The sequence below is a fragment of the Exiguobacterium profundum genome, assembly GCF_042652865.1.
Taxonomy (GTDB): domain Bacteria; phylum Bacillota; class Bacilli; order Exiguobacteriales; family Exiguobacteriaceae; genus Exiguobacterium; species Exiguobacterium profundum.
On record NZ_JBHSHG010000003.1, the window covers coordinates 157062 to 182084 of the forward strand.

Annotated in this window: 28 protein-coding genes; 5 read left to right on the forward strand and 23 right to left on the reverse strand. The window is 48.3% G+C overall.

Annotation, left to right across the window (positions count from 1 at the left end):
- Positions 1 to 43: 43 nt before the first annotated feature.
- Positions 44 to 1360 (reverse strand): MFS transporter, encoded by a 1317-nt coding sequence (locus ACFO4U_RS11560; RefSeq protein ID WP_211781932.1) that lies wholly within the window; start codon positions 1358 to 1360, stop codon positions 44 to 46.
- 222 nt (positions 1361 to 1582) lie between these two features.
- Between ACFO4U_RS11560 and ACFO4U_RS11565 the strand changes: the two genes are divergently transcribed.
- Positions 1583 to 2095 (forward strand): hypothetical protein, encoded by a 513-nt coding sequence (locus tag ACFO4U_RS11565; protein WP_214784360.1) that lies wholly within the window; start codon positions 1583 to 1585, stop codon positions 2093 to 2095.
- Here ACFO4U_RS11565 and ACFO4U_RS11570 read toward each other — a convergent pair whose 3' ends face one another.
- The 7 genes from ACFO4U_RS11570 to ACFO4U_RS11600 all read right to left on the reverse strand — a co-directional run bounded on the left by ACFO4U_RS11570 (position 2096) and on the right by ACFO4U_RS11600 (position 7792).
- Positions 2096 to 2788, reverse strand: coding sequence for a Crp/Fnr family transcriptional regulator (locus tag ACFO4U_RS11570; RefSeq protein WP_215244249.1), 693 nt, complete (start codon positions 2786 to 2788; stop codon positions 2096 to 2098). It abuts the gene before it with no gap.
- Between the two features lie 110 nt (positions 2789 to 2898).
- A complete protein-coding gene (locus ACFO4U_RS11575; protein ID WP_214784363.1) occupies positions 2899 to 3102 on the reverse strand; it encodes a hypothetical protein in 204 nt (67 codons plus the stop codon).
- Positions 3092 to 3598 (reverse strand): QcrA and Rieske domain-containing protein, encoded by a 507-nt coding sequence (locus ACFO4U_RS11580; protein ID WP_015880389.1) that lies wholly within the window; start codon positions 3596 to 3598, stop codon positions 3092 to 3094. Before ACFO4U_RS11580 ends, ACFO4U_RS11575 begins: the two co-directional genes overlap by 11 nt.
- A gap of 20 nt (positions 3599 to 3618) precedes the next feature.
- Positions 3619 to 4161 carry a 4Fe-4S dicluster domain-containing protein gene (locus ACFO4U_RS11585; protein WP_015880388.1) on the reverse strand — a complete coding sequence of 181 codons (543 nt, stop codon included), beginning with the start codon at positions 4159 to 4161 and terminating at the stop codon, positions 3619 to 3621.
- Positions 4158 to 6404, reverse strand: a complete 2247-nt coding sequence (locus ACFO4U_RS11590) for a molybdopterin oxidoreductase family protein (RefSeq protein WP_015880387.1) — start codon at positions 6402 to 6404, stop codon at positions 4158 to 4160. Before ACFO4U_RS11590 ends, ACFO4U_RS11585 begins: the two co-directional genes overlap by 4 nt.
- Positions 6397 to 6684: a hypothetical protein gene (locus ACFO4U_RS11595; RefSeq protein WP_034780588.1), complete on the reverse strand. Its 288-nt coding sequence runs from the start codon at positions 6682 to 6684 to the stop codon at positions 6397 to 6399. Before ACFO4U_RS11595 ends, ACFO4U_RS11590 begins: the two co-directional genes overlap by 8 nt.
- The gene (locus ACFO4U_RS11600) at positions 6665 to 7792 is read right to left on the reverse strand and encodes an MFS transporter (protein ID WP_015880386.1); all 1128 of its coding nucleotides are present in this window, start codon (positions 7790 to 7792) and stop codon (positions 6665 to 6667) included. Before ACFO4U_RS11600 ends, ACFO4U_RS11595 begins: the two co-directional genes overlap by 20 nt.
- A gap of 134 nt (positions 7793 to 7926) precedes the next feature.
- On the opposite strand from ACFO4U_RS11600, the gene ACFO4U_RS11605 reads away from it, so the two are divergent.
- Complete coding sequence (locus tag ACFO4U_RS11605; RefSeq protein WP_034780581.1) at positions 7927 to 8298, forward strand: DUF3221 domain-containing protein; 372 nt, start codon at positions 7927 to 7929, stop codon at positions 8296 to 8298.
- Here the strand turns inward: ACFO4U_RS11605 and modB are convergent.
- From modB to ACFO4U_RS11635, 6 genes are all read right to left on the reverse strand, one after another.
- Positions 8295 to 8936: a molybdate ABC transporter permease subunit gene (modB, locus tag ACFO4U_RS11610; RefSeq protein ID WP_214784372.1), complete on the reverse strand. Its 642-nt coding sequence runs from the start codon at positions 8934 to 8936 to the stop codon at positions 8295 to 8297. The two genes, ACFO4U_RS11605 and modB, sit on opposite strands and share 4 nt — an antisense overlap.
- Complete coding sequence (gene modA / locus ACFO4U_RS11615; protein ID WP_215244248.1) at positions 8933 to 9664, reverse strand: molybdate ABC transporter substrate-binding protein; 732 nt, start codon at positions 9662 to 9664, stop codon at positions 8933 to 8935. Before modA ends, modB begins: the two co-directional genes overlap by 4 nt.
- 107 nt (positions 9665 to 9771) lie before the next feature.
- Positions 9772 to 10479, reverse strand: coding sequence for an iron-sulfur cluster repair di-iron protein (gene ric / locus ACFO4U_RS11620; RefSeq protein WP_215244247.1), 708 nt, complete (start codon positions 10477 to 10479; stop codon positions 9772 to 9774).
- 144 nt (positions 10480 to 10623) lie between these two features.
- Positions 10624 to 11901, reverse strand: coding sequence for an isocitrate lyase (aceA, locus tag ACFO4U_RS11625; RefSeq protein WP_215244246.1), 1278 nt, complete (start codon positions 11899 to 11901; stop codon positions 10624 to 10626).
- Positions 11902 to 11976: 75 nt separating this feature from the next.
- Entirely contained in the window at positions 11977 to 12273 is a 297-nt protein-coding gene (locus tag ACFO4U_RS11630; protein ID WP_031424308.1) for a hypothetical protein, read from the reverse strand.
- A complete protein-coding gene (locus ACFO4U_RS11635; protein ID WP_380081286.1) occupies positions 12270 to 14453 on the reverse strand; it encodes a malate synthase G in 2184 nt (727 codons plus the stop codon). Before ACFO4U_RS11635 ends, ACFO4U_RS11630 begins: the two co-directional genes overlap by 4 nt.
- Positions 14454 to 14634: 181 nt before the next feature.
- On the opposite strand from ACFO4U_RS11635, the gene ACFO4U_RS11640 reads away from it, so the two are divergent.
- Both ACFO4U_RS11640 and ACFO4U_RS11645 read left to right on the forward strand, forming a co-directional pair.
- Positions 14635 to 15081, forward strand: a complete 447-nt coding sequence (locus tag ACFO4U_RS11640) for a MarR family winged helix-turn-helix transcriptional regulator (RefSeq protein ID WP_078146066.1) — start codon at positions 14635 to 14637, stop codon at positions 15079 to 15081.
- Positions 15078 to 15713, forward strand: a complete 636-nt coding sequence (locus ACFO4U_RS11645) for a nitroreductase family protein (RefSeq protein ID WP_015880377.1) — start codon at positions 15078 to 15080, stop codon at positions 15711 to 15713. The genes ACFO4U_RS11640 and ACFO4U_RS11645 overlap by 4 nt, the downstream gene beginning before the upstream one ends.
- Before the next feature lie 38 nt (positions 15714 to 15751).
- Here ACFO4U_RS11645 and ACFO4U_RS11650 read toward each other — a convergent pair whose 3' ends face one another.
- From ACFO4U_RS11650 to ACFO4U_RS11690, 9 genes are all read right to left on the reverse strand, one after another.
- Complete coding sequence (locus ACFO4U_RS11650) at positions 15752 to 16414, reverse strand: NAD(P)H-dependent oxidoreductase (protein WP_078146065.1); 663 nt, start codon at positions 16412 to 16414, stop codon at positions 15752 to 15754.
- A gap of 16 nt (positions 16415 to 16430) precedes the next feature.
- Entirely contained in the window at positions 16431 to 17042 is a 612-nt protein-coding gene (locus tag ACFO4U_RS11655) for a class I SAM-dependent methyltransferase (protein ID WP_211781939.1), read from the reverse strand.
- Positions 17039 to 18046 carry an ABC transporter permease gene (locus tag ACFO4U_RS11660; protein WP_214691359.1) on the reverse strand — a complete coding sequence of 336 codons (1008 nt, stop codon included), beginning with the start codon at positions 18044 to 18046 and terminating at the stop codon, positions 17039 to 17041. The genes ACFO4U_RS11655 and ACFO4U_RS11660 overlap by 4 nt, the downstream gene beginning before the upstream one ends.
- Positions 18043 to 18717 carry an ABC transporter ATP-binding protein gene (locus ACFO4U_RS11665; protein ID WP_078146062.1) on the reverse strand — a complete coding sequence of 225 codons (675 nt, stop codon included), beginning with the start codon at positions 18715 to 18717 and terminating at the stop codon, positions 18043 to 18045. Before ACFO4U_RS11665 ends, ACFO4U_RS11660 begins: the two co-directional genes overlap by 4 nt.
- A gap of 41 nt (positions 18718 to 18758) precedes the next feature.
- The gene (locus ACFO4U_RS11670; RefSeq protein WP_074035076.1) at positions 18759 to 19487 is read right to left on the reverse strand and encodes a GntR family transcriptional regulator; all 729 of its coding nucleotides are present in this window, start codon (positions 19485 to 19487) and stop codon (positions 18759 to 18761) included.
- A gap of 79 nt (positions 19488 to 19566) precedes the next feature.
- Positions 19567 to 20991, reverse strand: a complete 1425-nt coding sequence (locus ACFO4U_RS11675) for a glycoside hydrolase family 1 protein (RefSeq protein WP_078146061.1) — start codon at positions 20989 to 20991, stop codon at positions 19567 to 19569.
- Positions 20992 to 21028: 37 nt separating this feature from the next.
- Positions 21029 to 22336 (reverse strand): PTS cellobiose transporter subunit IIC, encoded by a 1308-nt coding sequence (celB, locus tag ACFO4U_RS11680; protein WP_041918122.1) that lies wholly within the window; start codon positions 22334 to 22336, stop codon positions 21029 to 21031.
- 23 nt (positions 22337 to 22359) lie between these two features.
- Positions 22360 to 22704, reverse strand: a complete 345-nt coding sequence (locus ACFO4U_RS11685; RefSeq protein ID WP_041917964.1) for a PTS sugar transporter subunit IIA — start codon at positions 22702 to 22704, stop codon at positions 22360 to 22362.
- Between the two features lie 5 nt (positions 22705 to 22709).
- Positions 22710 to 23006: a PTS sugar transporter subunit IIB gene (locus ACFO4U_RS11690; RefSeq protein WP_015880368.1), complete on the reverse strand. Its 297-nt coding sequence runs from the start codon at positions 23004 to 23006 to the stop codon at positions 22710 to 22712.
- 134 nt (positions 23007 to 23140) lie between these two features.
- Between ACFO4U_RS11690 and ACFO4U_RS11695 the strand changes: the two genes are divergently transcribed.
- Positions 23141 to 24928, forward strand: coding sequence for a type I phosphomannose isomerase catalytic subunit (locus ACFO4U_RS11695; protein ID WP_215244244.1), 1788 nt, complete (start codon positions 23141 to 23143; stop codon positions 24926 to 24928).
- Positions 24929 to 25023: the final 95 nt, after the last annotated feature.

Sequence of the window (25023 nt, forward strand, 5' to 3'; positions counted from 1 at the left end):
CATCAACGACAGCAGGGACCCTCACAGTCCCTGCGTCGATTTGTCAGCGAATCGGCTTCTCAGCACCGCTGCGCAAGTAATAATAAATTGTGGTGGCAATCGAGATCGCATAGAGCCCTAGCATGACGAACAACGCACCGTTGAACGAACCGACGAGCTCGAGCGACCAACCGAACATCTTCGGAATGAAGAATGCGCCGTAAGCAGCAAACGCTGCCGAGAATCCGACGACGGCCGGTGTCTTCGTCGCCACGAACACGTGGGGAATCATCGCGAACGTCGCTCCAGAGTTGAGTCCTGTTGCGATGAACAAGACGACGAAGGAGATGAAAAACATCGTCAAGTTGCTGTTCGTGATGGCCATGATGACACTGATCGTACCGAGCGCCATGATTCCGAACACGATCAATGTCACTTTGGCCGCTCCGATCTTATCACTGATCCAGCCCCCGAACGGACGCGAAGAGGCGCCAAGGAATGCACCAAGGAAGGCGAGCGCCATCAAGTCCGACTCAGGGAACTTTAACTTTAAAATCATCGGGAACGCTGCGGCATATCCAATGAAGGAACCGAACGCCGCCGTGTAGAGCAATGTTTGAATCCAAAAATGTTTGTCTTTAAACACGCTCGCCTGTTCACGAAGCGATTGACGAGCGGTCGGTAAGTTATCCATGAACAAGTATGCGCAGACCGTCAAAATGATGGTCGGCACGACCCAAAGGAGCGCGGCGTTTTGAAGCCAAATCTCTTCGCCGGTCTCGGTCACGAGGGCGTTCCCGCCGATGAACCCGAAAATACTTGTCGTGATGACGAGCGGTGTGATCAATTGGACGAGCGAGACGCCCAAGTTCCCGATGCCTCCGTTAATCCCTAGCGCCGTCCCTTTTTTCGCTTTCGGATAAAACGCGCCGATGTTGGCGTTTGATGACGAGAAGTTTCCGCCGCCTAGTCCGCAAAGTGCGGCCAAAATCATGAATACCCAATACGGCGTATTGACGTTTTGAACGGCATAGGCGATGCCTAGGAGCGGCAACAACAAAATCGATGTCGAGAAGATCGTCCAGTTCCGACCGCCGAATATACTGTTTGCGAACGTATAGAAAAAGCGCAACGTCGCCCCGACAAGTCCAGGCAGTGCGGCCAACGTGAACAACTGGCCTTGCGTAAAGCTAAACCCGATCGAATTCAATTGGACGGCTGCGACCGACCACATTTGCCAGACGATGAATGCAAGCGTCAGTGCCGGGACCGAAACGAGCAAGTTCCGATTGGCGACTTGTTTTCCCGTTCCTTCCCAAAATCCCACATCCTCTGGCTTCCACTCGGCGAGTGCGTGTGACCCTTTGTCTAATTGTTGCATGGTCTATTCCTCCTCTTAACGGTTCAATTCGTACCCTAATCCCATCCTATCGACCGTCCTCTTAAAAAAGTGTGCCTTCTTTCACACTTATTTCGCATCTTGAGTTTTTTTCTCACCCTGTCATCAATCTGTGACAAAATCGCCTATCTTTTGTTTCTGTGACATTGAACACAGAAAAACCCTCCCCGATTCCTTACGATAAGGAATAGAGGAGGGATTAATTTGTCACATCTCATTCAAATCCACTGTGCGCCCAAAGTTCGCTTGGCGCTACAACCATATTTCTTCAGTCAAGACGGGGCCCACGTGTTCCGTGTCTTCGGCGTCGCGATTGCCGAGGCTGCGTTCACCGAGACGGGGCTCGATATCACATTCCCACTTGAAAGTCCTTTAGAAGAACTAGAAGCGCTGCACACCTTGCTCGTTCGGATCGACACTCACCATGACGTGACGATCGATGACGCACAGGCAGTCATCGGTTACTTAGGGGACGGGACCACGGTCACCGTTTATCGCCATTTCAAACGATGGCTCGACTTTTTGTCCGCAGCGCGTGTCCGCTCGATGGAAGGTGTCGTCGTCGAGGTCCGCGCCAACGGGATCAAGCTAGCCGAAGGCGTGCTCCGGTCTTATGAGTTGATGGAAGATGGCGAGTTTTATGTATCGGCCTGTACAATCGAGGCCGATGGATTGGAGCATTTTGAAGGCGAGCTATCGCTTGCCGCCATAATGTAATCAATCGATGACACAGACCGAGACCGGACAGTCCTCACAATGGTTGAGCAGTTTCAACCGGTCGAGGTCATGGATAATGATTTGACGGGAAGGGAGTGAAATAATTCCTTCTTGGGCGAGCTCGTTCAACATGCGATTCACGCGTTCACGCGATGTCCCGCAATAATTGGCGAGCTCTTGGTTTTTCAGTTTCAAGTCGATGAGAATGCCGTCTTCGACTTCCACCCCATAGCTGTTCGCCATACGAATGAGCGTCGAGTAGAGCGCTCCTTTTTTCCCGTTCAACACCAAGTCTCTAAATTTCGTATGCTGTTTCCGCATATGTTCGTTGATCATGACCATGAACTCGCGGACGAATTCCGGGTTCGACGACAAAATCATCGTTTCAATACGCTCGATTTTGACCGCATAAATTTCACTATCTTCTAACGCCTTGGCGTTAAATAAATATTTTGGTTCGATTGCGAATAACGTCAACTCTCCGCAACAAGCCTCAGCGCTTAAACAACGTAACGTCAATTCTTTTCCATTTTCCGTCAATTTCGAAATTTGAATCAGTCCACTCTTTACAATATAAAATTCAGCTGCGTCTTCTTGTTCTCGGAACAGAAAACCGCCTTTTGGGACATGAATGATTCGATGTGCCAATTTTTTTGTTTCCTCGAGCACCATCGCTTTATTTGAATGAGCCATTTCCACCGACCTTCCTTAAAACACGTTGCGCCATATGAAAGCTTGCCTTCATTCTAAACACAAACCCCCTCGAAACGCAATCAACATTTGGAAGCGTTTCAAGGGGAGGACTATTCTTTCATACGATATTCAATTTTTTTCCAATATCGATATAATAAGCCGATCAATCCGACATTGATGACGGCGATGATCATATACAGTCGCATCGAGGCGTGATCATACACCATGTAGCTCTCAATTGTATATTGCAAGAGTATCATGTTCGTCGCGAGCAATATGACCAATCCGATTAAACTCCAACCGTTACGCCCCATGATGAATCTCTCTTCCGACCGCAAAAATCTTCCCGTTCTCGATTTCAAGCAAGATTTTAGGGAGTTCCCGCTGCGGCGGACCGGCCTGTGGTTGGCCGTCGACACCGAAGTAACCACGATGGCACGGACAAAGAAGAACATCTTCTTCCTCCACATAAAACACTGGGCACTGCAGATGAGTGCATTTGTTGTTATAGGCGACGAATTCACCATTCTTTAAATGAACGAGCAACGATGGTTCCGTACCCGGATATTCAAATTCGAGTGATTTCCCGCGCTCTAGCGCCTCGACCGTCGTGATGAACTGACGGTCGGTTCTCGGCTCGCTTCGAACGAAGGCCGCGATATTGAACGGGATAGTCGCGAGACCGAGTGCGATACCTGCGCCGAACGTTGATTTGATGAACGCCCGTCGATTCAGTTTCACGTCATCGGCCCGACTCAAGTTATCGACGAGTTCGGATAAGCGTTCCCGGTCTTTTGATTCATTCGACATAAGTCATCTTCCTTTCCATCTCAATCGGAATAGACGCCAAAGAATTCAGGGACGTAATTCCATTTATCGTCTTGCGAAGGCTTTTTCCCTTCGATCATGTTCATTTGGACGCGTTGACGACGGAGTTGCATCATCTCGTCATGGTCGATGAAGCGAATCGCATCCGACGGACAAACCGACGCACACATCGGCGCGATATCATGTTTGGAGCGGTCGTAACACATGTCGCACTTATACATCTTATTCTTCTCAAAGTCGAACTTCGGAATCCCGAACGGACAAGCGAACGTACAGTTCCGGCAGCCGATACATTTTTCTTCTGAAGCCGATAACACGACGCCCTCTGGCGTGATTTGAATCGCATTCGCCGGACATACTTGAGCACAAGCCGGATTTTTACACTGCATACAGATCATCGGGAACGTCTGACGGTTCTCCGAGAAATCGATATAATCCACATAGTTGCGCTCGAGCCCCTCGTGGTCCCCGCATTCGCGGCAAGCTGCCTGACAGGCCCGACAGCCGATACAACGTTCAAACTCTAAATACATGACCTTATTCATTTCGTATGAACCTCCTCATCCATGACGTGACAGCTCGTCGCAATCGCATGGTCCGCCATGAACGGCACGCTTGATCCGAGCGGGACCGTCAACGGATTAATGTGTAACGGGGTGTTGGCCGGTAACTTTTTCATTTGTACCGCACATACCTTGAACTCCGGCATGCGTGACATCGGATCGAGACACGGGTTCGTCAATTGATTGATGGCAAGCTCCTTGCCCCAATGATAAGGGACGAAGACCGTATCTTTTCGAATCGCCTTCGTCAAACGTGCTTCGACGACAATCGACCCGCGACGTGTGCGAAGCTCGACTTTGTCGCCCGTTTGAAGGCCATAACTTGATGCTAACTCCGGATGGATCTCCACGAACGGCAGTTTTGACATCGTGCTCAAGAAGTCGACACGGCGCGTCTGATTGCCCGATAAGTAATGGAAGACGACCCGACCTGTCGTGAGCGTGACCGGATATTCTTCATTCGCATATTCACCGGCCGGCCGATATGTGACGACAGGCAAATTTGCTTTTCCATTCGCCGTTCCAAACCGTTCTTTGAACATCGTCGGTGTGCCGGGATGATCTTCGGACGGACATGGCCAAAAGACACCATACTCGTCGTCGATTCGTTCCCATGTGATCCCAGAGTAGTCAGCCGCTCCACCTTTCGTCGCGATGCGGAACTCTTCCCAGATGTCACGCGCCGTCTCATACGGGAAGTACTGTCCGCGTCCCATCCGCTCAGCGATCCGCTTCATGATTTCCCAGTCTGGAAGCGAATCCCCGAGCGGTTCGCGCACTTTCCGGATCCGAATGACTCGTCCTTCTAAGTTTGTCGTCGTCCCTTCGTCTTCGGCCCACGAACAAGCCGGTAAGACGACATCAGCGAACTCACAAGATTCCGACATGAAGAAGTCACTAACGACGAAGAAATCGAGTTTGTTGAAACTGTCCCACACGTACGGAAGGTTCGGTGCCGAAACGGCTGGGTTCGAACACATGAGGTGCATCGCCCGAATCGTTCCCGCTTGAATCTCATCGAACATTTCGAACGCGGACACACCTGGTTTTGGCATCTCGGAAGGATCGATGCCCCAAACCCCGCTCACATATTCAATGGCTTTCGGATCAGTTAATTTTCGGTAGCCTGGTAACAGGTCTGCTTTTTGTCCATGTTCTCGTCCACCCTGCCCGTTCCCTTGCCCCGTCATCGTGGCGACGCCCGAAGCAAACTTCCCAATCATGCCTCGTAAGAGCGCCATCGACGTATAGAGCGAGACATTGTCGACGCCTTTTGACTGTTGTTCGACGCCGCGAGCGAACAACATGACCGAACGTGGGCTCTTCCCATAAATATGACCGGCCTTCTCGAGTTTTTCGATGGCGACACCGGTCACCTCACTCGTCCGTTCGAGCGTCCAGTCTCGGACCGACGCTTTCAACTCTTCATAGTTATCGCAACGCTCATCCACGTACGCTTGATCAACATAATCGTGTTCGACTAAAAAGTTGAGCAGTCCCATCGCAAGCGCCGCATCCGTCCCTGGCTTCAAATCGAGATGGACATCGGCGACGCGCGCCATCGGAATTTCACGCGGGTCGGCGACGATGATTTTCGCGCCTTTGTCTTTCGCCTTCCAAATATGTTGCGTCGTCGTCGGATGACATTCGGCGATATTCGAACCGGCGACAAAGAATGTGTCGACGTGCTCGAACTCCGTCCACGGAAGCGTCGCTCCGCGGTCAATCCCAAGTGTCTTTAAGAAACCGCCGGCAGCTGACGACATGCAGAAGCGACCGTTGTAATCGATGAACCGTGTGCCGAGTGCGACCCGCGCATACTTCCCGACGAGGTAACATTTTTCATTCGTCATCGAGACGCCGCCGAAGACGGACACCGCATCTTTCCCATGCTCTCGTTGAATGCGTTTAAAGTTTGCTTCGATGACGTCGAGTGCTTCTTCCCATGTCGCTTTCTCAAACTTGCCGTTCCGTTTGATGAGCGGAGTCATGATGCGGTCCGGATGTTCGATCGTTTGATAGGCCGTGACGCCTTTCGGACAAAGTTTTCCTTTGTTGACCGGGAAATCGTAGCGTGGTTCAACGCCTTTGACGGCCCCGGTTTTCTCATCGACCCGGATATGCATGCCGCACTGCATGCCACAGTAACAGCAATGGGTTGTAATCAATTTTTCGCCTGGTTTGATTAAGTTCTGTACTTCTGGCGACGTTAAAAAGTCACTCATCGTCTTCCCCTCCATAGAACGTTTCCGCTCTTCGTTTTGAAAATCCACTGACGTGATAGCCGTTAATCGTTTGAAGCGGATAATGCATCCCGTCACTTCCAGGCCGTCCGAGCGCCGAATCGAGCCGGGCCCGACGACGACAGCCGTGACAGAGGTCTTGGACCGTGTGCGCCGCATCGACTTTTACGAGTTGGTCCGACCCTTCGAGCAATTGTTTCACTTGTTCAATCTCTTCAAGCGTGCCGGTCGGTTCGCCGCACTTAACGCACAGGTGTCTCATCTTTTGCCTCACCTTTCGTCTCCTTCGGTCGGCCGAATCCTGGCATCGACATGCCTGTGTTCGTATCGACCGGGTGTGTCGGTAACTGTCCGTTCATCAAGTTCAATTGCATCTTCACACGCATCGAACGTCGACACGGTTGGCAGTAATCGGAGAGCTGGGTCCCGTCACTGAGCCCGAGCTGGATCGTCTGTGCTTGCAAAATCGCTTGGACGTCCTCGACTTGATTGTCCGTCGCATAACGTGTCCCGCACCCGGCGCAGACACGGGTCTCATCCGCTTCGACTTCCCGGTAGTTCATCGGGACGCTGGCCGCCATCGGTCGGACCGGCAAGTGGAACAGTTTACCGAACGGGAAGTAACATAAAAAGATGATGACGGTCAATTGATGGAACAAGGCGAGCTCGTGATGGATGAAGCCTCCGAAGAACACGTACGAAACGGTCAACAACAACCCCGAGACAGTGACGATGAGCAACATGAGGAGCGGTAAAATATCAAATTCGAACCGCTGGGTCACTTTCACGTCCTGGTCGTTGATTCGGCGATAGAGTGCCATGAGCACGCCGACGAGCAACATGAGCGCGGTGATGTTCAACCCGTTATAGACGAGCTCCGCGAACAACCCGTGCGCAGCCATCTTGATGGTCGGGATGTTAAAGACGACAATCTGATACGTCTCGATATCAATCAAATCAAACCGCATCCATTGGAACGTCAGCCCGAATGTGATGGCGAACGACCCGAGACATCCCCAGGCAATCAACATATGTTGGGTCCAGCGGTACCAACCACGTTCCCAGATGAACTTCTGTAAGACGATGTTATTGACAGTTGTCGTGGCGACGGCTTTACCGGCCCGTTTCTTTTCTGCCTTCATTTGTTTGAGGCTCCGCTTCAATACTTGTGAGGTGGCCGGCCGTGCAAAAAATAACGTCAAGCGGACGACCATCCCAATCATGCAAATGACGGCGGCGATATAGTAGCCGAACAGCGCCATGTCTACGTGCTCAAATCCTGCCGAGGCGATCCATGTCGAGAGCACCAAGACGGTGAATCCTACGAACGACCACTTTGCGGCGGTCGAATAAAAATAACGATCGGACATATGTGTTCCCCCTTCTCTTTCCGAGCGACTTCATAGTTTCATCATAAAGATGACATCTCGACTTAACTGTTACTTTTTTCACAGATAAGCGATTCGAGACGTGACAGAATAATGAACGAAGGAGGCGTTCCCTTATGAAATCATCGCTTAAAATCATGTTATTCCTCACCATCGCGGCCATGCTCGTCGTCTTTTCCATCGGTTTCGTCTTCGCCAATCGAGCGACGACCGAACCAGATGTCGAGGGGTATGTGATTGAAATAAATGAATCTGACCGCACCGCACTCGTCATCAGCGGAATTACCGCAGAAGAGGCCACGCTCTCTCCTGACACCTTGTTCGCACAAAGTGAACCGGAAGACGTAAGCTGGTTCAAGTTTCAAGTGAAAGCCACGTTCGAGCAAATCACTGTCGGAGACCACGTCCACATTTGGAAAAAGACCGGTCCGAGTATCTTAAATACTCCGAACCGGTCTTATGTGAAAAAAATCGACGTGATCGACTAATATGAACGCTTGCCATAACGTTCACTCAGCCAGAGGACTAAAAACGCCAAACCAACCAACCATCCGCTCCAGACGAGCGCCTGGGTCATATCTCCGTTGATTGTCGCCATATAAATCGCTGTGGCGAGCGTCATCGTCTCGCCCGGGATATTTCCGGCAATCATCATCGTGATCCCAAACTCGCCGATTGACCGTGCGAAACCAAGGACAAACCCACTCGTCAACGCAGGTAACAGCAGCGGAATCGTCACGTAGGTGAACAGTTGGCGCTCTGACCCACCGAGCACGCGTCCGGCCTCATACCATTCCGCATCGAGTTGTTTAAGACCGAGACGAATCGTTTGGTAGATGAGCGGAAACGCGGCCAAGGCGGATGCGATGATGTTCGCCTGTTTCGTGAACAAGATCGTAATCGGTAACAATCCGCCGATCCCGTTGTTCCCGAGGACAATCAAGGCGTATAGTCCGATGACTGTCGGCGGCAAGATGAGCGGCAGTAAAAACACCGTCTCGAGCAGCCGCTTTCCTTTGAATTGACGGTGATGCATGAAATAAGCCGCTCCGAAGGCGAGGACGAAGGCGCTCACCGTCGCCATCATCCCGACTTCGAATGTGAGTTGAAGTGGATGTTGCGTCATTTAGAAAATCCTTTCGCTAAAAAGTGAGCTTGGATATCATCGTCAAACAAACGCGCGTACACCTCGTGTACGTATGGGTTGTGCGTCAACCGGACCGCCGGATACGCGATCGTACCCGTCGCTTCAAACGGGACCGACTGAAGCGACTCGACGTCCGTCGTCAGTTCCGTCTTATAGACGAATCCCGCATTGGCGTCGCCTTGTTCGATGAGCGTCAATACTTGTCTTACATTCTGGGCGAACATGATTCGCGGTTCCACTTCTTCCCACACGCCTTCCACTTCTAGCGCCGCTTTCGCGTAGCGACCGGCCGGGACATTGACCGGGTCACCGATGACGATCCGAGCACATGCGTTTAAGTCGTACCATGTCTCCGCGCACGGTTTCCCTTTCGGTGTCACGAGCCACAGCTCGTTATACAAGAACGCATCCCGCTCTAGAATCGGGATTTGTAGTCGGTCGACATCATCAACGCTCGCGGCTAAAAAGATATCTGCCGGAGACCCGTGATCGATTTGTACTCGCAAGGCGCCGCTCCCGTTCGTCACGACTCGAACATCGATCCCATCGAACTCTGCTTCAAGTTGTCGCTCGACCGCTTCTAAAGCCGGTCCTAAGCTTGCCGCCGCCAAAATGGTCACGGTGTCCTCCGAATCTGAACTCGACCAGACTTGACTTAGTAATAAGGCGACCGTCACCCCTACGATGACTTCACTCACCCGTTTCATGATTAATCACTCCTTTGCCTCCCCTTTATCGTAGCGCTTGATTTGCCTCCCATCTGTATCAAACGTCACAAAAAGACACCTCTACGTAAGTAGGGGTGTGCCACTGCTTAAGCGAACGCGCGCGCCCGCGGGAATAAAATGTTGTTTTCGAGATGAATGTGTTCAAACGTATCCGATTCGAGCGCTTCTAACCGTTGATAGACAAGACGATACGTCCCACACGCTCCTTCAGGCGGCGTATAGTCGTTTGTGATGTGACGCAACTCTTTTAAAATGTCCCCGGCTGTTGCATGTTCTGACTCGAGCGAGGCCAAGATGCTATCAAGCTCCCGTCTCGTTTCAGCTGTCGGTGCGGTCTCGTGACGAAGCAGCGTCGGGAAGTCTTCTGTCTCTTCTTTGACGATATGTTGTTCAAGTTCCATTTTCAATTGATTGAACAGTTGATGAATGCGTCCGAGGTGCGGATGATTTTGTCCGTGGACCCGGAACACTTTTGTCACATATGGTGTGAGCTGTGGCAATTCGTCCGTCAAAAATTGGTGATGCTTATAAATGATGTGCTCAATCAATTCCGAAGAAGAAGCGGCATCCCAATCGATGCTCTTCTCGTTCATCTCTTGCTTACGTTGATAAAGCGCATTAACTTCTTCTAAAATGTCTTCCGTCGACCGTTTCGATTTGTCAGTCGCTTCAGCGAGTGGTCGGTTGCCGCCACAACAAAAATCGATTCGGTTCCGTTTGAAAATGTCTGCCGCTTGCGGGCATTGTTTGACGATTTCAGATACGTGCGTATCGCCCGTGAATGTCTGTGTCATCTGTCATAACCTCCATATTCATTTTGACATGTTCAGCGTAGCAAGAGTTCGACAACAAAAATGTGAAATACGTCACATTTAAGTGAACAGGATGCAGGTGTTCCAAATTTGGACACAAAAACCCCTCTTGTCGAGGGGCATCGCTCAATGCAACGGTGTTTCAAACTGTTCAGTCTCGGTCGAACCTGCGAGCGCTGTCGTTGATGATTGTCCACCTGAGATGACGAGCGAGACTTCATCGAAGTAACCCGTTCCGACTTCACGCTGATGACGTGTCGCCGTGTAACCATGTACTTCAGCCGCAAATTCTGCTTGCTGTAACTCCGAGTACGCCGCCATGCCACGATCTTTGTAACCGCGTGCGAGCTCAAACATGCCGAAGTTGAGCGCGTGGAATCCAGCGAGTGTAACGAACTGGAACTTGTATCCCATTGCGCCGATTTCTTGTTGGAACGTGGCGATCTCTTCGTCTGACAGCTTCTTCTTCCAGTTGAACGATGGCGAGCAGTTGTAAGCGAGAAGTTTACCTGGATACTTCGCATGAATCGCTTCGGCAAATTGACGTGCCTCTGCCAAATCTGGTTCGGACGTCTCACACCAGACGAGGTCTGCATACGGTGCATAAGCGAGCCCACGAGCGATTGCTTGCTCGATACCAGCTTCCGTACGATAGAAGCCTTCCGGCGTACGCTCTCCAATGATGAACGGATGATCGATTGGGTCGATGTCGCTCGTGATCAAGTTCGCCGCGTGCGCATCTGTCCGCGCTACGATGATTGTCGGGACACCCATGACGTCTGCCGCGAGTCGAGCCGAAATCAAGTTTTTCACAGCCGTCTGCGTCGGGAGTAACACCTTCCCACCGAGGTGACCACATTTCTTCTCAGACGAGAGCTGGTCTTCAAGGTGAACGCCGGCTGCCCCCGCTTCAATCATTGCCTTCGTCAGTTCGAATACGTTGAGTACCCCACCAAAACCGGCTTCCATATCCGCGACAATCGGTGCGAACCAATGCGTGTCGCCTTTCCCTTCTGCCGTTTGAATTTGGTCAGCACGTTGAAGCGCTTGGTTGATTCGTTTGACGACACTTGGCACCGAGTTGGCCGGATATAGACTCTGGTCCGGATACATGTGACCTGACAAGTTCGCATCCGCCGCTACTTGCCAACCACTCAAATAGATGGCTTCGAGTCCTGCCTTCACTTGCTGAATCGCCTGGTTCCCTGTCAACGCACCGAGTGCATGGACGTAGTCACGCTCGTGCATCAGTTGCCACAGGCGTTCCGCTCCCTTTTTCGCAAGTGTCTGTTCAATTACGATAGACCCTCGTAATTTCATGACGTCTTCTACAGAGTATGGACGTTCTACCCCTTCAAATCGTTCTGACTTCCAGCTGTTCACCAATTCTTCGCGTTTTTTCATCAATATACCCTCCTGTATTATATTAAATTCAATAAATTTAATTTGTTATATAACAGATGATGCGAAATAAATGGTTTAGTCAAGGTAAGCACAACACTCCAACGCTGCCTTGAACGTCGAATGTTCCATCCCGCAGCAACGGCAAACATTTTCTTCGTCCCGATCTTCCGGCTTGCGGAAAACGACAACTTCATCGATCGGCTCTTTCATGATTTGGAGCGACCCATCTGTCCGGTCCAAGACGAGACGCATCAAGTCGTTGCCGTATACGAATGCCGTATTCGCCAAAGATGCTGTCGATTCTCCAGATACGATGCGGCGGACGACCCAACGTTCAATCAACTGTTCGCTTTCCATTTTTTTCGTTGTCATGATGAGGTTCCTCCTTTAAGGTTTAACTCCACAGTTTGACGTTCCATAAATTCACGGCGACGACGATGCAAGATTGGTTCCGTGTACCCGTTCGGTTGTTTCAACCCATGAAATACAAGTTCGTGGGCAGCCTGATAGGCAATCGATTGATCGACGTTCGGTGTCATCGGCCGGTAATTCGAGTCTGACTCGTTTTGCTCATCGACGACTCGTGCCATCCGATAAAGGGTGACCTCGACTTGTTCTGCTGAACAAATGCCGTGATGCAACCAGTTGGCCACGTGTTGGCTCGAAATTCGGAGTGTCGCCCGGTCTTCCATCAGTCCGACATGGTGAATATCCGGCACTTTCGAACAACCGACACCTTGTTCGACCCAACGAACGACGTACCCGAGCAATCCTTGCAAATTGTTCTCAAGCTCTTCTTTGATCTCTTCTTGCGAATAGATGCGCGTCGCGAGTGGAATCTCAAGGAGCTGTTGTCGTTCATGTTTTAAAACAGGCTGTTTCAACAATTCTCGCTGTACATCAAAAGCATCAAGTTGATGATAGTGCATCGCATGGAGCGTCGCCGCGGTCGGTGAAGGCACCCATGCCGTCGTTGCCCCGGACCGTACATGTGCCATTTTTTCACGCATCATGTCCTGCATCCGATCGGGCATCGCCCACATCCCTTTTCCGATTTGTGCTTGATGATGGAACCCACTCTCGAGACCGATCGATACATTTAACCGTTCATATGCAGCGAGCCAAGGTGACGTCTTCATTTCTCCCTTCCGACGCATCGGTCCGAGCGTCATCGAAGAATGAATCTCGTCTCCCGTCCGGTCAAGGAAGCCCGTGTTGATGAAGACGACCCGTTCTTTTACTTGCGCGATACAATTTTTCAAGTTGAGCGACGTTCGTCTTTCTTCATCCATCACGCCGACTTTTAACGTATAGCGAGGAAGGTCCAGCAGATTTTCCACGGCATCAAACAAAACATTGGTGAATGCCACTTCTTCAGAGCCGTGCATTTTCGGCTTGACGATGTAAATCGATCCTTCCCGAGAGTTGAGACGACGATGAAGATGGCGACTTGCAATCAATGAAGTAAAGATGGCATCAACGATCCCCTCTGGTACCTCGCGACCTTCTGCATCAAGAATCAAGTCCGTCGTCATCAAGTGTCCAACGTTCCGAATGAACAAGAGCGCGCGTCCTGGGAGGACGACTTCCACCCCACCTTTTCCAATCAAACGCTTGTCTTCGTTTAAACGCCGAGAGAGTCGCTTCCCGTCTTTTTGGAACGAGGCTTCAAGCGTCCCATCCATTAGACCGAGCCAATTACGATACAGATGAACTTTGTCTTCTGCACAAACGGCTGCGACCGAGTCTTCGCAATCCACAATAGCGGAGAGGGCTGATTCAAGCTCGATGTCCATCAGTCCAGCAGGATCGACTTTGCCGACTGGATGTTCGCGGTCGAATTGAAGTTCGACGTGCAAGGCATGGTGCTGGAGCATCAATGTCTTCAACTCGTTCGGTTCGCCGGTATAACCGACGAAGGAATCATAAGCGAATAAATGCTCCTCGTCTCCAATCACCGCGTAGGCGACGTCGTCACGAACGACATATCGTGATACGTCTCTGTGTGACCCGGACGACAGTGGGAACGTGTCATCCAAAAACTGTTTAGCTAACCGAATGACTTCATTTCCGCGAACAGGATTATATGTTCGCCCCTTTTCCATGCCGTCTGCCTCGTCAATCATGTCCGTCCCATAAAGGGCGTCGTAGAGACTCCCCCATCTGGCATTGGCGGCATTGAGTGCATATCTGGCATTGTCTAACGGTACGACGAGTTGCGGTCCCGCTTGATGAGCGATTTCGCGATCGACATTCGACACGTCGATTTGAAAATCTTCGACTACCGGTTCGATATAGCCGATCGATGTTAAAAATGTCTCGTACTCGGTTGGATCGACTTCGTCTTGACGACTGTACCACTCCTGTAACAATCGCTCGAATGTCTTGCGCTGCTCCAGAAGTGTCTGATTCACTGGAATGAAACGCTCAAGAAGCGATTCGACCCCTTCCCAAAAATCATTGATTTCATGGGGTTCAAGAACGTTTTTATTCACAAGTTCAATCAGTTTCTCATGAATATGATACGTATTTAGTCGTTCATAGTGTTCCAAGCGTTCACATCCTCCTTTAATCATTGTTATATATCAGTTGGTTATAATATAGACTATTATATAACAGTTTGACAACCCATTTTTTAAAACTTTTTATTTGAAATATCGTCAGGATGGGTTTACTATACATTGTGTGACCCATCAATGATTGAGTCATCAATGATTTGAGGAGGCGATGTGCATGCGAGATTCTTGCTCGCTTCGTGATCAAATTCTCTATCACATCATCACTGTACAAAAAGAATTAGGGCAATTATTCGACTCTGAAATGGACGGGCTCAGCTTGAGTCGCTACGACATTTTGAGCAACTTGTATCACGTCGGTCCATTGCGGCAACGTGAATTGCAACAGCGCGTCGATGTCGACCATGCCGCCATCACCCGACACTTGAAACAGTTAGAGACACAAGGACTCATCACGCGGAGACGCTGTGAACAAGACAACCGTGTCATCTATGTTGAGTTGACAGACGATGGTCGTGAACAAATTGCACATTGGACTGAGCAAAAAGAGTGCTTAACGGACCGACTTTTTGTCAACATGAAGGTAGAGGATCAACAACAGTTATTAGCATCACTCACGATGTTACAAGATACTATTGACCATGAAAGGAAGACTACAATATGAACACTGCCACACAAAAAGACTTTATGGAGATTGTCAAAGGACGCCGATCGATTCGTGTATACGATGAGAACGTCAAAATTTCAAAAGAAGAAATGACACAAATTCTTGAAGAAGCGACAACAGCTCCTTCATCCCTTAACTTACAGCCATGGCGCTTCGTCGTCATCGATAGCGCAGAAGGAAAAGAAACACTCCTCCCGCTCGCAAGCTTCAACAAACGCCAAGTGGAAACATCTTCAGCTGTGATCGCACTCTTCGCCGACTATCAGATGGCAGATTACACAGAAGAGATTTTCGATACAGCAGTAGAGCGCGGTATGATGCCGGCTGAGGTCCGTGACCGTCAAGTCGACATGATCAAAGGCATCTTCAAAGATGCACCGAAAGAAATGATCAAAGATAGCATCATGCTCGATTCAGGTCTCGTTGCGATGCAGCTTATGCTCGTCGCACGCGCACACGGATATGACACAAACCCAATCGGTGGATATGATAAAGCGAACATCGCTGAAGCGTTCGGTCTCGACAAAGAGCGTTACCTCCCAGTCATGCTTCTCTCTATCGGGAAAGCAGCCGAAGAAGGTTACCCATCAGTCCGTTTCCCAGTCGACCGCATCACAGACTGGAAATAATTCAAAAAGGTCAATCGCTGAGGCGATTGACCTTTTTTTCATCCGATATATTTGACGACTTCGTTAAAATCACGACGTGTTTTCGGTGCAAAGTCGCGCGCTCGATACCCAAATGCGACCATGACTGAAAGTGACCATTCCCCACGTTCCATCACACCTTCTGAGATGAGCAACTCATCGATTTCCTCTTGATTGAACCCTTCAATTGGGCATGAATCGATCTCGATTTGTGCGGCAGCCGTCATCATGTTTCCGAGCGGAATATATGTCTGACGCTTGATCCATTCCTGGAAGACACGCTCATCGTCTAAGAGACGGTAGTCGTCCTCCTGGAACTCCTGTACCCGTTTCACGCGCTGTGCGTATTCTTCTTCCGTCCGGCCCTGTACACCCGTCACGATATGACGAATATAGTCCGAATCGTAACGCATGGCTTTCGGTGTTCTTGCGAGGATCAATACAAAGTGACTGGCAGTCAGTGCCTGACCTTGCGCTCCCCATGCATGATCTTTAATCTTTTGGAGTAAATCTTCCCGACGCACCACGACGAATTGCCATGGCTCGAATCCGAACGAACTCGGCGAAAGACGTCCCGTCTCTAAAATGAACTCCATGTCCTCTTCTTTGATTTTACGATCCGCATCGAACGCTTTCGTCGCTTGACGCCAACGATACGCTTCTAAAATGTCTTTCTTTTTCATCGTGCTCACTCCTCCATTACCAAGATGACTCCATCATATCAAACCGATAAATCAAAAATCGCTCATGAAGATTCTTCAGCGGCAATCGCACCGTTTGTACGTACTGAAAAGGCGTCTCGTCGTTCAAATAATGGAGGTACTCATCCGCCGGATAATATAAAATCACATCGACCGGGCGAGGAACCGTTTCAACAGATTCGATGATGTTGGCAATCACTTGGCGGAAGACGTTCACCGAGAACGGATTAAAGAAGTAGAATCGATTCGCATCCGGTGGAATCATGAATCCCTCCGCGAATCCCTGTTCCAATTGAACACTTCCCCGATTACGATGTTTCTTCGTATAGCTCATCCAATTTTGAAGTGCCTCCTCATGAAATCCACCGTCCATCTCGACACCGATTGCCCTGACACGAAACGTATACGCTAAATAGAACGGCAGACGTCCTTTTCCTGAACCGAAATCCACGATGGTATCTGTGGACTCTAACGGATACGCATCCCGAAGCAAATCGAGTGCTTCGTAAGGAGTCGGTTCATAACGGTTATACTCGGCTGAGGACGGGAATCCTTGCTGAGGTTTGGCCGTCTCGATTTGTAACAGTTGCTCATACTGCTGTTCGTTCATGATGAACCTCTTTCTTGAATGGATTGAAAGAATGGATGTCGCTCCATTTCTCTCGTGAACGACGTCTGTTCTTGATAGGCGACATACAACAGATAAATCGGAACCACTAGTTTGAACCAACTTGGGAGAAGAATCACGCTCGTGATCCCGAGCGGAATGAGTCGAAACCATAAATTCCGATGACTCGGCGTTCTAAAGTACATAAGGAGTGCCATCGTCCGTCTGACGGTGCCGAAGCGATTCGGTCTCGGTCGATACAGGGGACGTTTCCGCTCACTCGTCTTCTCGATGGCTCCTGACGTCGTCAACAGGACACGATCGAATGAGGCACGCTCACGTTCTCCGATTTCAATTTCTCGACCGACACTCGGATGTTTCGACACCCATCCTTCCCCTACGTATAACGCAAATGTGACCATGATGCTTCCGATCAACACACTAAGCAATATCGACTCAATCAATAACGCATACACGCCTACAAAAGCAAGGAGTACGATTAAAAATCGCTTCATGAGATGGGCGTGTCGGAGACGTAGATGATACTGGACCCATACGTGACACCAAGCGAGTAGAAAAAGTGCAGCCCCAAACGTGAGAATCTCGCCCACGTCCCTTCCTTTTACGTATAGAATCGGTGCAAGCAACAGCAGATAGCATCCATATTGAATCACGTGTTGCGTAAGTTGATACCAAACCGAATACCTTTTTAAATCCCGAATCATGCTCCGGTTTGACACAAGGATGAGATCGGCACGCTCAATCCAGACAAACATACGGTCTTGCCACATGAACCATCCAATCAGAAGTGCCCAGAGAAAATAAGGGATGTCACCTAACCAGGGGAAGTTCCCTTCCCAGACTTGCCAGTAGGAATAGCCTGCCCATATGAGAAGAGGAAGGACACCGTATAAAAAAATCGTCCAGTCGACAATCAATCGGACCGTCTTCCATTGCTGTTTTATGTACCGGGAGACACGCATCCAAAACAATCGTTTCGCAATCATCGCATCGCCACATCTTCCATCATGTCAAACAAGGTCATCCCCTCTGTATCGAGCGCTTCACGAATCTCCACTTTCGTCCCACTCGCGAGCAGTTGTCCATCATCAATCCATACGAATCGGTCGCATAATCGCTCGGCCGTATCAAGAACGTGTGTGACTAATAAGACACTTGCCCCCCTCGTACGCTCCGCTTCTAACAGTCGAAGTAACTGAATCGTCGTCGTCGCATCCAATCCGATAAATGGTTCATCGACAATCAATACCCGCGCTTCTTGAATGAGCGCCAATAGAATCATCGCCTTCTGTTTCATCCCTTTTGAAAAAGAGGAGAGATACCGATCGGTCACATGCTCTAACCGGAATAGCTGTAGCAACTCCTCCGTTTTTTCTGTTGAATCGATTCCCGTTAATTCTTGGACGAGTGCAATATGTTCAGATAGCGTCAAATAATCATAGTAGACGGGTTGTTCCGGGATAAACGCATAGCGTTCCATCTCGACCGTTCCCTTCATCCAAGGAATCGTTCCGGTAAGACAGGCGATGGTGGTCGTTTTTCCCGCACCATTCGACCCAATCACCCCTAAAATCTCACCTGCCCGTACATCAAACGAAATGTCTTGGATGACGGGCTCGTTTATCTCGTATCCTGCTTGTTCAATTTTCACATCCACGATGGGTCCTCCTTACGAAAAAGTCGCCATCGCGGCGACTTTTACTTCACAATATTGACCGATGAAAACACAAATTTATCGTATCGATGACGGGCAAACGAATACTCGAACGGTTTCCCGTTACTTAAATAGACCACTTGCTCGACTTCGATAATCGGTTCAGTGATATCATTCTTCAAGTAAGCTTGGTCGTACTCATCCGGTTTATCTGCTCGAATCACTTTATGCGAGCTTGTAATCGTATAACCCAGATCTTCTTGAATATACGCATACACGGATTTTTCCAAAATTTCACGTGTGATTCCTGTAATGAGGTTAGCAACCATGTACGTCAATTCGATGACATACGGCTCATCGTCTACGTAACGCACACGACGTATTTCATAGACCGGTTCTGTCAGCTCAATCATGAGATGATTGGCGACTTCCTGACACGGAAACTTTACCTCAAAATTCAGGACTTCACTTCGTAACGAGCGATCTCCGATTACTTGAGTCAGCCCTCTCGTTTCTTTACTAATCACGTTGATGCGATCTTTTTGGAAGCTCGACTGTAAAATGAATGTTCCTTTACCACGTTTACGATAAATCAGCCCTTCCATGACGAGAATCTCAAGCGCACGTTTCATCGTCATTCGGCTCACCCCAAACTCTTGGGCCAAATGGATTTCATCAGGTAATGCATGTTCTAGCGGATAAACGTGTTCAATAATTCTTTTACGAATTTCATCAGCAATGGTTTCATATTTCGGTTTTTTCTTAGTAGACATATAGCACCTCATGTATAGACATATATGTACAATATATCAAAAAAAGCTGACAAAGAGTAGTCTTTGTCAGCTTACTTCATTATTCTGTAAAACCATTAGCGTCAATCAACTGTTTAAACCAGTGCCCTGATTTTTTTACAGTACGCTGTTGCGTATCTAAGTCAATACCTACAAATCCATAGCGATTTTTATAAGCATTGCTCCATGACCAATTGTCCATGAACGTCCAAAGATGATAGCCTTTTACGTTCGAACCCTCTTCAATCGCTTGATGCATCCATTTCAGATGTTCGCGAATGAAATCAATTCGATAATCGTCTTGGACACTTCCGTTCTCGTCACGATAACGCTCTTCACCCTCGACACCCATTCCATTCTCTGAAATGAAGCATGGAATATTACCATAGTTTTCTTTTAGATTGATTAATATATCATAGATTCCTTTTTCGTAAATTTCCCATCCACGATATGGATTCATTTTACGTCCAGGCATCTCATAAAAATCAAATAAGTTTTCCGGTAAGAATGGTGCGTCCGGATTCGGCAGTGATGCTTTTGCTTTCACGCGACGCGGCTGGTAATAGTTGATGCCAAGCAGGTCGACTGTATGTTCTCGAATGAGTTCAAGATCGCCTGTTTCCATCTGTGGCATCGCATCTTCAGACTTCAGCACTTCTACTAGTTCTTGAGGGAACGTGCCTAAAACAGATGGATCGAGGAACGAGCGATTGAACATCGCATCAGCAATGCGCGCTGCGCTCAAATCAGCTGGGTGCTGACTTCTCGGATATGAGGGTGTCAGATTTAAGATGATCCCGATTTGCCCAGATTGTCCCATGTCACGATACGCTTCGATTGCCTTCGCACTCGATAAGATCGAGTGGTACGCTACTTGGACAGCTCGCTTGAAATCAACAACGTTTGGATAATGAAAATCATATAAATATCCACCCTCTACCGGTACAATCGGTTCATTATGCGTGAACCACTTCTCGACGCGGTCACCAAACAACTCAAAGCATGTCTTCGCAAAGGTGACATATGCCTCCACGACTTCCCGTGATTCCCAACCACCTTGTTCTTGAAGCGCCATCGGCATATCGAAGTGATACAGATTGATGAACGGTTCGATACCATGATCGATTAAGCAATTGATGACATTGTTATAAAATGTGATTGCCTCTTCATTTACTTCCCCGACACCTTGTGGAAAAAGACGTGACCATGAAATGGAGAAACGGAACGTGTTATGCCCGAGTTCTTTCATCAATGCGATATCTTCTTCATACAAATGATAGAAGTTTGAGGCCTCTGTTGCGCTCACGCCATTGAAAAAGCGATTCGGCTCTTGCATGTACCAGTAATCCCAGATATTCAATCCTTTTCCACCTTCAAAAGCAGCACCTTCCATCTGTGTAGCAGAGGAAGCCGTTCCCCACCAAAAATCTGTCGGAAATTGATAGGTCTTTTGCTCTTTCATTCGTGTTTGTGTCGGGTTCGTCATCTTTTATCTCTCCCTTATTTCTATTTTCTCTATTTGTTTACACTGCTTCTTGTTTATCTGTTGATTCTTCTAACTCTTTTTTCAAGTTCATGCGGTCGATAAATTTCAAGAACGGGAACCAAATCGCCAAAATAATGAAGAAGTTCACGATTTGAAGAAGACCTCCGGCAAGCGAGTTCGTCGCCATGATACCACTCAAGAACATTGGGACAGTCCATGGAACAGCGACACCCGTTGGTGGTGGGACTAAGCCTGTCGACATCGCGAAATATGTGACCGTTACCGTCACGAGCGGTGCGACAATCCAAGGAATCATGATGAGCGGGTTCATAACGATTGGAAGTCCGAAGATGACCGGCTCGTTTACGTTGAATAGTCCAGGTCCGAGGGATAGTTTCCCGATTTGTTTCAACTGTTTCGATTTCAAGAACAACAAGATAGCCACGACGACAGCAAGTGTAGATCCGGAACCACCAAGCCCTACCGTGTAAATTTCAATGAACTGTTTACTGATAATGTTCGGAACATCTCCAGTCGAGGTATAAGCCGTCAAGTTCTCCACAGATAATGTGTTCCAAATCGGGTCCATCACCGAGTTGACGATGACCTGACCGTGAAGTCCGAAGAACCAAAATAGCTGAACGAAGAAGATTGCAATCAACGTTGGAATGAGACCATTCCCCAATGTCACAAGTGGTTGCTGAACGACGTTGAAAATGACGTCATGAAGATTCGTATTGAATAAGTTCGTCACGATGATGTTGAATGTTAAAAATACAGTCAAGGTTAATAATGCAGGAACAAGTGCTGAGAATGATTTCGCAACAGCTGGCGGTACTCCATCCGGCATCTTAATCGTCCAGTTCTTTTGAACGACAAATCGATAAATCTCACCGGACAGGAATCCGGTAATCATCGCAAGGAACATCCCTTTCGCTCCAAGGCGATCCAACGGAAGGACATTCCCGACTGCCTCTGACATACCGTCAACTTCAATCAAGAAAGGCGTTAAGAGAAGGAAAGACACGAGCGAGATCGCTCCTCCGAAGACAGCCTCGACTTGATAACTTTTCGATAGATAATACCCGATACCGAAGACGACAAAGATAGACATAATCCCCATCGTTGCAGATGGTGCGTTTCCGAGTGATGTTTTAAATACACTGAGTGTACTCTCGGACATGAAACGGTCGAGGAACGGCAGGTTTGCAATGACGACGATGATTGACCCAAACATGGTAATCGGGAAAGCGAGCATGAATGCATCTCGCAATACTTGTAAATAGCGACTGTTGTTTAAATAGGTCGCCATCGGCATGAGCAGTTTACTGATCATGTTGAACATCTTATTGTCCTGTGACATATGATTCACCCTTCTTGATTAGGATTTACAATCTTTTGTTCGACCATTTCGACCAAACCCGCTGTCAAATCAAGCATTGTTTGCGTAGACATTAAATGGTCCTCTGCATGAAGAAGCAATAAAGAGACGTCTGTTTTTTCTCCATTCGCTTCTCTTTGGATTTGTGAAAAGTGTGTTTGATGTGCTTCTTTTAATTGTCCACGTGCCTCATCAATCTTTTCTTCGAACGTTTCATAAGAACTCGTTTTATACAGTTGAATCGCTTCCTGAATCGTACTTCTCGCATTGCCACTGTGCAAAATCATCATGAATGCCATTTGCTCCAAGGTTAACTCGTCTACCTGTTCCACGTTGTTCACCCCATTAATTTCATCGCTTGTTCGTATGCAGCTTTTCCATTCGCCGTGCCGTATGCCATCATATCGATCACTTCAATCGGTGTTGATGTTTGCGCTTTCAATTTATCCAACAAGAAACGCATTTGTGGACCAATCAAAATCACATCTGCCTCGTCCATCTCGGTTACGACCTGATCTTGACCGACTGCCCAAATCTTCGCCTCATCCCCGATTGATGTGGCATGATCTTTCATCTTCGTTACGAGTAAACTCGTCGACATCCCTGAACTACACGCTAATAAGATTTTCTTCATGTGTCCTCACTCCTTATTTGAAATCGGTTACATGTTTTATTATACACATGATTTATTTCATGTCTATACTTGATTTAAACTTTGTTTAGTTTTTAAATTCATAAGTGTATATCAAATTAATAGGAGGACAGGATATGAGCGCTATTCTTTTAAAACCACACTATCAACAGCGACTTTGGGGAGGGGAGCGTCTGAAGCAATTTGGTTTCGATTTCAATGACCCTTCGATCGGTGAAGCTTGGACGGCTTCTGCATTAGAAAAAGGTAGTTCAGCCGTTGCTTCCGGACCCTACGTTGGTCTTTCTTTGCGTGAACTCTATCAACAATATCCAGAGTTGTTTCAAATTAAAGCGGACGTGTTTCCGCTACTGATTAAATGGATTGATGCGAACGATGATTTGTCTATTCAAGTTCATCCTGATGATTCGTTAGCGGAACAACTCGAAAACGAATCATATGGAAAAAATGAATGTTGGTATATTCTCGATGCTCCAGCAAATGCGACACTCATTTACGGTCACTCCTATGCCACCTCAGAAGACTTCAACAAAGCGCTTGAAACAGGCGATTTGGAACACGGCTTGATACGAAAATCGATTCATGCCGGTGATTTTTTCTATGTCCCAGCTGGAACGGTCCATGCATTGACAAAAGGGGTATGCGTACTGGAAATTCAACAAAGTTCGGACACAACCTATCGTCTATACGATTACGAGCGACTGGATGTGACGACCGGTCGTCCACGTGAACTTCACGTAGAAAAGGGCATTCTCGCTTCTTTCGTCCCTCACCTTGGCTATAGGGAACCAATCCGTCAACTCGATCACTTTCGAACACGTTTGACGAAGAATCCATTCTTCTTCGTGGAAAAATGGCATGTTACAGCGAAAGAAAAGATTTCGACCGACACGTTCCGGTTACTATCTGTCGTGCAAGGAACATTAATCATTGATGAGATGGAAGTACCTACGGGAGGTACACTCCTTCTCCCGGCCAATGAGTCGTTCTTGATTGAGGGAGAAGCGATTTGTCTAGTGACTGGTGTTCCTTCCGATGAAAAACAAGCTGTCCGAATCGGGATTGATTTAGGAGGGACGAACACTCGGATTGCTGCTGTTTCACTCAAAGGTGAAGTACTGAAACAACTCACGTTTAACACGCAGCCTCAACTTCCTTTCGAAGAGACACTACAATCTATTGAGACTGCGATTAATCAATTCAATGTTGAATTCGATATCCAGCATGTTGGAATTGTGGCTCCCGGTCCACTCGATTTGAAACAAGGGATGTTTTTAACGCCTCCAAACCTCCCGAATTGGCACAATCAAAAAATCGTTGAGCCTTTAACACAGCGCCTCGGCTTTTCTGTCACCCTTGAAAACGATGCGAATGCAGCAGCTCTCGCAGAAGCTAAATTTGGAGCAGGAAAAGGATTCGATGCTGTTTTTTATGTAACAGTCAGCACTGGAATCGGTGGCGGTTATGTCTATAAACATCAAATCATTCGAGGGGCGAACGGCAGTGCCGGTGAAATCGGAAATATGATTATCCGTTCGAACGGACCAGTTCACCCTGTACTGAATCGAGGCTCTCTCGAATCACTCGCAAGTGGTACCGCGCTCATGAGTCGCGCAAGCGAAAAGGGATATACAAACGTCCCTTCGCTATTATCAGATGACGAGTACCGCCATCACTTCGTCGAGGAACTGGCTAGCGGACTAGCTAACATCATTCATACCGTCGATCCTGATGTGATTGTATTAGGAGGCGGCGTCATGATGTCGGCCTCATTATTTTGGCACGAATTACAACAAGCAGTCTCGAATAAAATGTATCCACATGCTAGTGGAAAAACGCGTCTCTGCCTCACTCAATTGTCAGGAGATGCGGGTGTGATCGGCGCTGCCTTTGTCGAAGCATAATGAGGTTTGAAAAAAAACGGACATTCATCGTGAATGTCCGTTTTTTTGTATACAGAAATGTGAAATAAATCAAAATTATACTTTGCGAATCATCT

Excerpts from the sequence above, each read along its gene's own strand:
- ACFO4U_RS11695 (WP_215244244.1), top strand. The coding sequence starts at position 23,141 with ATGAGCGCTATTCTTTTAAAACCACACTATCAACAGCGACTTTGGGGA.
- ACFO4U_RS11560 (WP_211781932.1), bottom strand. The coding sequence starts at position 1,360 with ATGCAACAATTAGACAAAGGGTCACACGCACTCGCCGAGTGGAAGCCA.
- ACFO4U_RS11575 (WP_214784363.1), bottom strand. The coding sequence starts at position 3,102 with ATGGGGCGTAACGGTTGGAGTTTAATCGGATTGGTCATATTGCTCGCG.
- ACFO4U_RS11660 (WP_214691359.1), bottom strand. The coding sequence starts at position 18,046 with ATGATTGCGAAACGATTGTTTTGGATGCGTGTCTCCCGGTACATAAAA.
- ric (WP_215244247.1), bottom strand. The coding sequence starts at position 10,479 with ATGACACAGACATTCACGGGCGATACGCACGTATCTGAAATCGTCAAA.
- celB (WP_041918122.1), bottom strand. The coding sequence starts at position 22,336 with ATGTTCAACATGATCAGTAAACTGCTCATGCCGATGGCGACCTATTTA.
- ACFO4U_RS11595 (WP_034780588.1), bottom strand. The coding sequence starts at position 6,684 with ATGAGACACCTGTGCGTTAAGTGCGGCGAACCGACCGGCACGCTTGAA.
- ACFO4U_RS11630 (WP_031424308.1), bottom strand. The coding sequence starts at position 12,273 with ATGACAACGAAAAAAATGGAAAGCGAACAGTTGATTGAACGTTGGGTC.
- ACFO4U_RS11650 (WP_078146065.1), bottom strand. The coding sequence starts at position 16,414 with ATGAAAAAGAAAGACATTTTAGAAGCGTATCGTTGGCGTCAAGCGACG.
- ACFO4U_RS11600 (WP_015880386.1), bottom strand. The coding sequence starts at position 7,792 with ATGTCCGATCGTTATTTTTATTCGACCGCCGCAAAGTGGTCGTTCGTA.
- ACFO4U_RS11645 (WP_015880377.1), top strand. The coding sequence starts at position 15,078 with ATGAACACTGCCACACAAAAAGACTTTATGGAGATTGTCAAAGGACGC.
- ACFO4U_RS11570 (WP_215244249.1), bottom strand. The coding sequence starts at position 2,788 with ATGGCTCATTCAAATAAAGCGATGGTGCTCGAGGAAACAAAAAAATTG.
- ACFO4U_RS11655 (WP_211781939.1), bottom strand. The coding sequence starts at position 17,042 with ATGAACGAACAGCAGTATGAGCAACTGTTACAAATCGAGACGGCCAAA.
- modB (WP_214784372.1), bottom strand. The coding sequence starts at position 8,936 with ATGACGCAACATCCACTTCAACTCACATTCGAAGTCGGGATGATGGCG.
- ACFO4U_RS11675 (WP_078146061.1), bottom strand. The coding sequence starts at position 20,991 with ATGACGAACCCGACACAAACACGAATGAAAGAGCAAAAGACCTATCAA.
- ACFO4U_RS11605 (WP_034780581.1), top strand. The coding sequence starts at position 7,927 with ATGAAATCATCGCTTAAAATCATGTTATTCCTCACCATCGCGGCCATG.
- ACFO4U_RS11640 (WP_078146066.1), top strand. The coding sequence starts at position 14,635 with ATGCGAGATTCTTGCTCGCTTCGTGATCAAATTCTCTATCACATCATC.
- ACFO4U_RS11690 (WP_015880368.1), bottom strand. The coding sequence starts at position 23,006 with ATGAAGAAAATCTTATTAGCGTGTAGTTCAGGGATGTCGACGAGTTTA.
- aceA (WP_215244246.1), bottom strand. The coding sequence starts at position 11,901 with ATGAAAAAACGCGAAGAATTGGTGAACAGCTGGAAGTCAGAACGATTT.
- ACFO4U_RS11590 (WP_015880387.1), bottom strand. The coding sequence starts at position 6,404 with ATGAGTGACTTTTTAACGTCGCCAGAAGTACAGAACTTAATCAAACCA.
- ACFO4U_RS11580 (WP_015880389.1), bottom strand. The coding sequence starts at position 3,598 with ATGTCGAATGAATCAAAAGACCGGGAACGCTTATCCGAACTCGTCGAT.
- ACFO4U_RS11585 (WP_015880388.1), bottom strand. The coding sequence starts at position 4,161 with ATGAATAAGGTCATGTATTTAGAGTTTGAACGTTGTATCGGCTGTCGG.
- ACFO4U_RS11670 (WP_074035076.1), bottom strand. The coding sequence starts at position 19,487 with ATGTCTACTAAGAAAAAACCGAAATATGAAACCATTGCTGATGAAATT.
- modA (WP_215244248.1), bottom strand. The coding sequence starts at position 9,664 with ATGAAACGGGTGAGTGAAGTCATCGTAGGGGTGACGGTCGCCTTATTA.